The organism is Syntrophaceticus schinkii (assembly GCF_000946815.1).
Lineage (GTDB): Bacteria > Bacillota > DSM-12270 > Thermacetogeniales > Thermacetogeniaceae > Syntrophaceticus > Syntrophaceticus schinkii.
Genome location: NZ_CDRZ01000251.1, coordinates 1 through 8,815, shown reverse-complemented (window position 1 = coordinate 8,815; position 8,815 = coordinate 1). Strand labels below are relative to the sequence as shown.

General features: G+C 46.2%; 9 protein-coding genes and 1 pseudogene. 5 read left to right on the top strand and 5 right to left on the bottom strand.

Annotated elements, in window-relative coordinates; translation table 11 throughout:
- Positions 1-597 (bottom strand): annotated as a pseudogene (locus tag SSCH_RS11170) (hypothetical protein); the annotation flags it as partial.
- Between the two features lie 200 nt (positions 598-797).
- Between SSCH_RS11170 and SSCH_RS11165 the strand changes: the two are divergent.
- Entirely contained in the window at positions 798-989 is a 192-nt protein-coding gene (locus SSCH_RS11165; protein ID WP_044665531.1) for a ferredoxin, read from the top strand.
- Positions 990-1,104: 115 nt separating this feature from the next.
- Positions 1,105-2,280, top strand: a complete 1,176-nt coding sequence (locus tag SSCH_RS11160) for an LCP family glycopolymer transferase (protein WP_052835588.1) — start codon at positions 1,105-1,107, stop codon at positions 2,278-2,280.
- Positions 2,281-2,324: 44 nt separating this feature from the next.
- Here the strand turns inward: SSCH_RS11160 and SSCH_RS11155 are convergent, their stop codons facing one another.
- From SSCH_RS11155 to SSCH_RS11140, 3 genes are all read right to left on the bottom strand, one after another.
- Positions 2,325-2,840 carry a hypothetical protein gene (locus SSCH_RS11155; RefSeq protein WP_044665530.1) on the bottom strand — a complete coding sequence of 172 codons (516 nt, stop codon included), beginning with the start codon at positions 2,838-2,840 and terminating at the stop codon, positions 2,325-2,327.
- 246 nt (positions 2,841-3,086) lie between these two features.
- Entirely contained in the window at positions 3,087-4,019 is a 933-nt protein-coding gene (locus tag SSCH_RS11145) for a hypothetical protein (RefSeq protein ID WP_156972251.1), read from the bottom strand.
- Positions 4,016-4,465, bottom strand: coding sequence for a YaiI/YqxD family protein (locus SSCH_RS11140; RefSeq protein ID WP_044665527.1), 450 nt, complete (start codon positions 4,463-4,465; stop codon positions 4,016-4,018). Before SSCH_RS11140 ends, SSCH_RS11145 begins: the two co-directional genes overlap by 4 nt.
- Before the next feature lie 200 nt (positions 4,466-4,665).
- On the opposite strand from SSCH_RS11140, the gene SSCH_RS11135 reads away from it, so the two are divergent.
- Positions 4,666-5,358, top strand: coding sequence for a LysM peptidoglycan-binding domain-containing protein (locus SSCH_RS11135; RefSeq protein WP_084711120.1), 693 nt, complete (start codon positions 4,666-4,668; stop codon positions 5,356-5,358).
- Here the strand turns inward: SSCH_RS11135 and SSCH_RS11130 are convergent.
- Positions 5,355-6,098 (bottom strand): endonuclease/exonuclease/phosphatase family protein, encoded by a 744-nt coding sequence (locus SSCH_RS11130; protein WP_044665526.1) that lies wholly within the window; start codon positions 6,096-6,098, stop codon positions 5,355-5,357. The two genes, SSCH_RS11135 and SSCH_RS11130, sit on opposite strands and share 4 nt — an antisense overlap.
- A gap of 341 nt (positions 6,099-6,439) precedes the next feature.
- Here SSCH_RS11130 and SSCH_RS11125 point away from each other — a divergent pair, with 341 nt between their 5' ends.
- Positions 6,440-8,044, top strand: coding sequence for a peptide ABC transporter substrate-binding protein (locus SSCH_RS11125; RefSeq protein ID WP_198142410.1), 1,605 nt, complete (start codon positions 6,440-6,442; stop codon positions 8,042-8,044).
- Between the two features lie 115 nt (positions 8,045-8,159).
- The coding region (locus SSCH_RS11120) for an ABC transporter permease (protein ID WP_052835587.1) at positions 8,160-8,815 on the top strand (656 nt) is incomplete at its 3' end.

The following is an 8,815-nucleotide window of genomic DNA, read 5'->3' as shown; positions in this document are numbered from 1 at the left end:
CAAATGCTCAGGATTATCAGTAAAATCATAGCCATTAAGTACCTTATTCACCAATTCAGTAACAAGGCCTGGGATTTTATCAGGGAGCTTTTCACCCTTATCCGGTTTCTTATTACGTTTCTCTGGTTCACGCAGGACCCTAACTGGCTCATGCCCTAACCAAAACCTGTTTAGATAATCATAAAAAGTGCCAACACCGGGTACCGAACCCGGCTCAAAACCACAAGCAACAGCTAAGACGGGTTCAGCCTTTAAGCGTTTGACAAAAGAGGTAATTGGTTCTTTTAAATGGACCATAATCACTAAAGCGCGGAATATTTCCGGTTGGCACTTGGCTGGCCTTCCTGTGTGAGAATAGCGGTCCAAGACCAAAGGGAGAAGCTTATCCAGGTTAAGGATATAGATTTTTTCTAGAATATCCTCATAAAAAAGTATTTGGGATTCAAACACAGGCAGAAGAGATAAAAGTTTTTGTTCCAACCACGTCTGGAATTCACTGTGAGGACGCCAGTAACCGAGCAAAGAAACCATCTCCTGTATCGAAATGGGATGTATGGCAATTAATGCCTCCATTTCGATTTTGGGGCGGTTCGGCAAATGTCAAGTGCAATATTTGGTCATATTTATTTAATTATCCTGCTTTACGCCTTCTTTCTTTCGATATCTCTTGTTATCGCTATATGAAGTTGTCCAGATATTTTGGAGGTGAAACAAAAATCTCCAAACTGCAAAGCAGTGTGGAGACTCTCTTGTAAGTTTCCGAATAACTACCAATTATACGAGGAGGTATAACTACAGTGGATGTTTATGTCGACCCGGATCTCTGTATCAGTTGTGGAACTTGTATTGATATCTGCCCTGAAATCTATGATTGGGATGATGAGGGAAGAGCACAAACAACCTGTGACGACATACCTGAAGATTTAGAGGAATGTGCCCAGGAAGCACTGGAGAGTTGTCCTGTGGACGCCATCAAACAAACGGAGTAGCCTGTTACCAATTAATATTTCCCCTGATTTTATCGGTCCACTATTTTCATATATAAAATTCTGATATAATATAAATCAGTACTGGTATTTTTCAGCAAACTCGGAGGGGAGATATGTGAAAACCAGGGGAAAGGTTATTATTTCCATTATATTAATATTCGGCTTAATCCTCGGTGGGGGCGCCTGGTGGGTTAAGAAAAACTTATTTGATGAACCATTTGTCACCCATGTTGACCCCACTACAGGAAAAACGATCAAGGCCTTTAATGTGCTGCTGCTGGGAAGTGATGCGCGTCCTAATGAAAAAAAAGGAAGAACAGATGCCATTATTGTCGTCCAGGTATCCCAGGATAGAATCTCCATGTTGTCGATCCCCCGAGATACAAGGGTGGATATACCAGGACACGGCAAACAAAAAATTAATGCCGCGGCTTATTTTGAAAAACCTGAAGTCACAGCAGAAATTGTATCAGAAATTATCGGACAACCTGTACATAAATATATCCTGGTGCGTTGGGAGGGTTTTATGAATATTGTCGATGCACTCGGTGGAGTGGATGTCGACATCCCTAAAAATATAACTTCCTATTCTATGGATGGGGTAGAAAACCGGGTGGATTTAAAACAGGGTATCCAGCATCTCGACGGCAAAGCCGCCCTTGCTTTTGTGCGCTTCCGCAATGCACCCCTCGGCGATATCTATCGTGTGAACAATCAATTGGAGTTTATGAAAGCACTCGCTGAGAAGTCTAAACAGCCCAGCGTTTTACTGAAGCTGCCCACAGTTCTTCCGGAACTCTATAGAAATGTAGATACAAATATGAATCTTAAAGAACTGATGGTTCTTGCTAAAGCAGGGATGGACTTTAAAGACAGCACAGTACTCACCCAGGCACTCCCCGGCTACTTCTTCAATCTCAATGGCATCTGTTACTGGGGTTTTGACCCTGTACAAGCCCAGCAGGTGACTTATGACCTCTTTTTTAACGGCATGACTACCTCTAAGGTGGTCATGGAAGCACCACCCGAAGTGATTTCCACACCGAAGAAGCAACCACAGGTCGCTCAACAACCGGTGGAGAAAGAGGTGGTTAGTCCGCCTCAGGAGGATAAAGTGGATGAACCAACTGAGGAACCTGTTGAGGACCAACCAGAGAAAGAGGAAAAACCAGATGACGGCACACCCGCGGATCCAGATCCGAACAAAACACTGGATCCTATTGAAGAAACGCCTGGTGACAATAAAGACCAACAGCCAACGGAACTTAACGTCACTATAGAGAAATCCTAATTAGTGCTGATTGATCCATTAGTGAATATTTTCTGCATTCCTAATTACTGGATGGTAGGCCTGTTCTTTCTAAAGTAATGAAAGGCCTCCTCAGCTGCGTTCTTAAGTTGTTGAAGTTTTGCTTCCCTCTCCCCCCCATTTGATGGTAGTTGGTTGCTTAGCGTCTGGTAACGCTGTTGTATATCTTCTGGGCTGCCAGGAACTTCGGTAAATCCAAGGATCTTGAAATATTCCGGCAGTTCAATCGCCCTGGGGAGGTATTTCATCCCCCTTACCCATGTTTCCAAACCATAAATTCCCCGCTCTACGATACTTGCTATATCCTCAAAGGTCAGGACAACCTCAATAAATGATTCGGACCCACTGCGCAGTTCTACCCCTCGGGACCTGGCCTTTTCAACGCTGTGTTCAAACCTGTACAGTTCCCCTCTATAGTAGAAATCAACATAGCAGCCCCAGCGGTCCCAGTTGAAGTTATATGACTCCACCCTGAGCCGCTTCATCACCCGCTCTAATTTGTATTCATAAAAACTAACCCCACGGTACGGCCTGTCACCCATTATTCTCACTCCATCCGATTACGATCCCCCGCCGGAAAAACCCACCCTTTTCAAGGATGGGATTAAAGACTTCAGTCGTGGGTACGTCAACATTATACTTCTGCCCCGGAAACTGTCTTTTTATGCATGAAACATCCTCGTTATTAAACACATTTAATTCTACTTTGATACACAACAAACTTCTCTATCCTCAAAAAATACTCTGCACAACCGCCCAGATAGGCACCAATAAACAGGTGGGACAACTTACATCTTCATCTCCTGGCTTTTAATCATCCCATCCAGATTCTTTTCTAATATATTACCCTTTATCAACACCAGCACCTGATCCCTTTTCCCTAAAGCACCCTCCAGATCCAATAGTGACAGATGTGTTTTATCGGTTTCCGTTTTTGATGTATCCTCTAACTGAACCAGCAGCTTGGACCAGGTGGTTTTCATCTTCAACATATCTTGTTCTGCCGCGGCCCAATCCCCATCATCAACCCGCAGCAACACATCCCGGGTCATCACCCGCATCCGGTAGAGATCAGGTTGCACCTTTTTTGCATACAGCTCTGCATACAGCTCCATGAAATCAGGCAGATAACCCGCAGCACTGTTTGCAGCCAGGCGCACCCCTGAGCGATCCCGCGCAGCAATTTTTATCGCTAGAGTATCCAGTTCTTTTTCCATTCCAGTGATATTTTCCGGCCTCGCCCCGGCCTGAACCACCTTGGGCTCGAAACTATTCCACTGGTCATGAATTTTTTCCGCCTGTGCTTGAAGTTTACTCCAGTCAATCCCTGTTGGTGCCTGCTTTTTTGTTTCCTCTGCTTTTTTTCCCTTCTTATCTCCCTGTTGGTCTCCTTCCTTTTCCTGGCTTTGCTGCTCTTTCTTCTGGCCGCCTTCTGCTTTTCCGGGAGATTCCGGTTTCAGGATATTGTAAAGCTCATCCAGGCTTGTTTGCAGCTGTTTCAGTTCACCTGGAGGAGAAGGTGCCTTCGGTACCGGTTTGCTCTGGGGTTTAGAAGAACATCCAGCGCCTGCTATCAATGAAGCAAAAATGACTCCTATGATTAATAATTTACCAAAATACTTCACTTTCATCACCAACACCTCTGGCTTTAGTATGAGCAGAGCAACACCCCTCCATGCAACGTCGGCTTGAAGGTGACAGGAGTACCGTCCCTCTGTCACCTCTCTTCCTTAACCAGTTTCCGCAGCCATTTATATAAGTTTTTTTCAAATCTTTCATCATCAGCCAACTTCCGCTTTTTCGGCCCCCTCACCCGTTTACCGCTGCGGCGTATCCTTGACATTGTTTCTCTTTTTTCCAACAAAAAGGTGATCTCTTTATCTTGAAAAACCCGCCCCTTGGGAGTCAAAACAACAGCTCCTTTGGCCAAAACAAGGGCCGCCAGCCCCCAATCCTGAGTCACCACCAGATCCCCGCGTTCAGTAAGATTAGCCACTCTTATATCTGTTGCCTGGGGCTCATCACTTACCATCAGGTGGCAGTCGGAATCGATCAGATGGTTAAAGCTGGCTATAGTTACCAGTTGTACGGAAAAGTCAGCTGAAGCTTTCTTGCATATCTGTAAGACCTGTCTGGGAGCAGCATCAGCATCGATGATCATTTTCATCTCATCCCCTCCTTGTACCATTTCAGCTCATTGATGTTCACTTTCTCAAATGACAGCCGACCGGATTGATGACAATATATAGCGCTGAGTTACACGACTATTCTTGAACAGCAGCCATTATTATTAAAAAAATGGAGCAAAAATTTGCCTCCATCATAAACATTAGAGTGAAAAGCTTTTTGAAAAAGGAGTGATCGAGTATGTCCATACCCATCCTCGCCCCGGGACTGGAACCCTGTACACCATTAAGGCGGGGGGATACGTTTTTTTCGCTGTCCCAGCGTTTCAACGTTCCCCTGGATGCTATTTTAGCCGCTAACCCAGGTGTGGATCCCAACAACCTTCAAATCGGCCAGCTGGTCTGCATACCGGGGGCACCACCGACACCACCACCAGGTGTCTGTCCGGGGTTTTTCTATGTTATTCAACCAGGGGATACCTTTTTTGGGCTTTCCCAGCGCTTTAACGTACCCCTTGATGCAATACTTGCCGCCAACCCGGGAGTTGATCCGCAGCAACTTCAGATCGGCCAGACGGTCTGCATTCCTACAGCACCACCGCCTGTACCGGAGTGTCCGGGTTTTATCTACACCATCAAAGCCGGTGATACCCTGTACAGCTTGGCCAGGCAGTTCGGGGTAACAGTTAAAGCCATCCAGGATGTCAACCCCGGCATCGACCCCAGACACCTGGCTATCGGACAGAAAATCTGCATCCCGAAAAGGCGCTGCCCGGAAGGGACATTTGTCTATGTTGTGAAGAGTGGAGATACACTTAGTGCCATTGCCCGCCGCTACAAAACAACAGTTCAGGCTATTGTGAAGGTCAACCCAGGGATCGATCCCGATAAACTGGCTATCGGACAGGAGATCTGCGTACCTATAGTGCCTTAAATTTCACATTCTGCCCAGACCAGGTGGTGATCTGAAACCTCACCGGCATCAATAATACCTGAGGCAAGAGGAGCAACTTTCTTCCCGAACAGAAAGTCGATCCTGGCCCGGTAAGAAGGAGCAGCAAATGAATCACCTTCTGACGGCCCTAACTCTTCCATAGGAAAGTGATCTGTGATCAGTTCTTGAAAAGCTGCACTGCCCCGTTTCCCGTTGAGATCACCTCCCAAAACCAAGGGGGGGATGGAAAACAGTTTAGCAAGTGCAGCTTTGATTTTTTTTGCTTCTTGCACCCTCTGGCTTTCACTCTTCACCGAGAGGTGAAAACAGCCGATACCCAGTGGACTGATATCAGGAGGAAATAGATGAGCAAAAAGAAAAACCCTCTCCTCTACTTTCTGGCCAGGAAATTTAAGAGAAAGGCTCAAAACCTCTTCCAGCGGATAGACAGCCAAAACAGCATTACCATATGAGCCTCCGAGAAGAGGAAAAGCCCTGGCGAACAGGTAATTCCATTTTTCCCCGGTGTATTCTTCCAGCTTGCCGGCAAGATAGCGTGGTTGGTGAACCCAGCAACAGCGTAAATTTTTAACATCCACTTCCTGAAGCAGAACAACATGCAGATCTGCGCGGCAGATTTCTTCTGCAATCTCATCCAGGTTTCGTTTGTTGAGCAATAAGGGGAAACCTTTCGCCCCCCTGCCCCCTTTGATATTCCAGGTTCCCACTCGCAGTTTCATCTAAAGTTGCTCCTTCCCCAGGCTCCTAACCCTTATTGTATATCATATTCCTGGGTTATATCCCCTGCCATAATATTATCTAACTTTCTTGGGATATGCAGCATTTATACCTATTATTCGACATAATATGCAAGGAATAACCACATGTCGACAGGTAATGCTAAAATTTTATTCCTTATACCGTTACCATGCAGGATCTTGTCGATTTATGTCTAATAATACATTAATATAAACTCCGTTCTGCTGTTCACCAGGTACTGCTACCTGGAGAACAGTTTATATAACAAACAGAAAACTAACAGGGGGATGAATCATGTCGCAAAAAAAAAGTTATAGCCATTTTGTTAGCACTGACCTTTGTGTTCAGCTGTGTTCTAGCTGGATGCGGCGGTGACAACACAGCTGACAAAAAGGCAGAAAAGGTTATCACCTACAACCTGGGGGCCAGCCCGGAAACTATGGACCCGGCGATGTCCACAGGTTTGTCTGAAGCCACCATTCAGAATGCCATGTTCGAAGGCCTTTACAGGTACGATGCCGACAAAGAACTACAGCCTGCAATTGCGGAAAAAGTCGACATTTCCGAGGATGGGCTGAATTATGTCTTCACTATCAAGAAAGATGTCAAGTGGAGCAATGGTGACCCGTTGACCGCCCATGACTTTGAGTACTCCTGGAAGCGCCTGCTGGACAAAAAAACCGGTGCAGAATACGCATACCAGGCTTTTTACATCAAAAACGGTGAGGAATTCAACGCCGGCAAAGTCAGTGCTGATGAGGTCAGAGTCAAAGCAACAGATGACTATACCCTGGAAGTGGAACTGGTAGCACCAACACCCTACTTCCTTGACCTCACAGCGTTCGCTAACCTCTTCCCGCTTCACAAAGAGAGTGTGGAAGCTGACGCGAACTGGGCAGCTAAGCCAGATACCTGCATTGGCAATGGTCCCTATAAAATGACAGCGTTCCAGGCCCAGGAAAAGGTCGAATTTGTCAAGAACGAGAACTACTGGGACGCCAAAAATGTCAAGCTTGACAAACTGATCATGACCTTTGTGGAAGACGAAAACACCGAACTGAGTATGTACGAAAGCAACCAAATCGATATTGCTGAGAGTGTGCCGGTCAAAGACACCAAGAAACTATTGTCAGAAGGCAAAGCTGTTTCTTTCCCTGAGCCCGGATGCTACTACTACATCTTCAACTGCAAAAAGAAACCCTTTGACGATGCAAGGGTACGCAAGGCCTTCACTTACGCCATTGACCGCCAGGCGATCATCGACAACATCACCCAGGCAGGACAGAAACCTGCATTAGCTTATACTCCCTTCGGTTTCCCAAATGTGACCGTAGATAAGGACTTCCGGTCTGTCGGTGGAGACTACTTCAAAGATAATGATGTGGAAAAAGCAAAACAACTCTTGGCAGATGCCGGCTATCCCGATGGAAAAGGCCTGCCGGAAATCGAAATCTACTACAATACCATGGAGGCACACCAGAAGATAGCTGAGGCCATTGGTCAGATGTGGAAAGACAATCTCGGCGCCAACGTTAAACTCCGGAACGCAGAATGGGGAGTTTACCTCAACGACCGTGATCATGGTAACTTCCAGGTGGCACGGGCCGGCTGGGCAGCTGACTACAACGATGCCATGACCTATATGGATATGCACCTCACAGATGGCGGCAACAATGACTCCTTCTGGGGCAATGCAGAATATGACAAACTGATCAATGAAGCAAAAGCCAGCAATGATGAGAATCTGCGGATAGAGAACATGCATAAAGCAGAAAAGATCCTGATGGATGAGATGCCTGTTGCTCCCATCTACTTCTATGTGAATGTCAATATGTACAAGCCGTGGGTCAAGGGTGTCTACACACCGCCGTTTGGAAGCTATCAGGAATTCAAATGGGCTGATGTGGATTTAAGTCAGAAAAAATAAACTCAGATACTAAGTAATAAGTAAAGCTAACATACGGGGGCATGCCGGAATGTATGCCCCCTTTCTCTGCTAATAGGTCAAGTATTAGCCAAAAAGCAGGGAGGGAGGTAATAAGGTGTTCCGATTCCTATTGCGGCGGTTGGTAACAATTTTCTTTTCTCTCTTTTTTATAGTCACCCTTACCTTTTTTATGATGAAGGCCATTCCGGGGGGCCCTTTTACAAGAGAGAAAGCACTGCCACCCCAAATCGAACAAGCGATCAATGAAAAATTTCACCTTGATGACCCCCTGTGGAAACAGTACGTAGATTATCTAGGACGTACCGCTCGCTGGGATTTAGGGCCATCATTTAAGTATCAGTACAAAACAGTCAATGATATTATCAGTGATTACTTTCCTGTATCCGCCCAACTGGGTGTAACAGCAATACTCCTGGCCCTGGTTGTGGGTTTGAGTGCAGGTACAATTTCCGCCCTAAAGCAGAACCAGATCCAGGACTACGGTACCATGTTTCTGGCTATCCTGTGTTTTTCTGTCCCCAGCTTCGTCATTGCCGGCCTTCTTCAGTACCTTTTTGCCTACAGGTGGCAGATATTGCCGCCGGCCATGTGGGGATCATGGAAACACATGGTCATGCCTGTACTTTCCCTGGCCGCACTTCCTACCGCAGTTATTGCGCGTCTGATGCGCTCAGGGATGCTGGAAGTGCTTCAGCAGGACTATGTTAAACTGCCAGGGCTAAGGGATTATCTTCATCCAAGATTATTACC

Excerpts from the sequence above, each read along its gene's own strand:
- SSCH_RS11155 (WP_044665530.1), bottom strand. The coding sequence starts at position 2,840 with ATGGGTGACAGGCCGTACCGTGGGGTTAGTTTTTATGAATACAAATTA.
- SSCH_RS11140 (WP_044665527.1), bottom strand. The coding sequence starts at position 4,465 with ATGAAAATGATCATCGATGCTGATGCTGCTCCCAGACAGGTCTTACAG.
- SSCH_RS11135 (WP_084711120.1), top strand. The coding sequence starts at position 4,666 with ATGTCCATACCCATCCTCGCCCCGGGACTGGAACCCTGTACACCATTA.
- SSCH_RS11130 (WP_044665526.1), bottom strand. The coding sequence starts at position 6,098 with ATGAAACTGCGAGTGGGAACCTGGAATATCAAAGGGGGCAGGGGGGCG.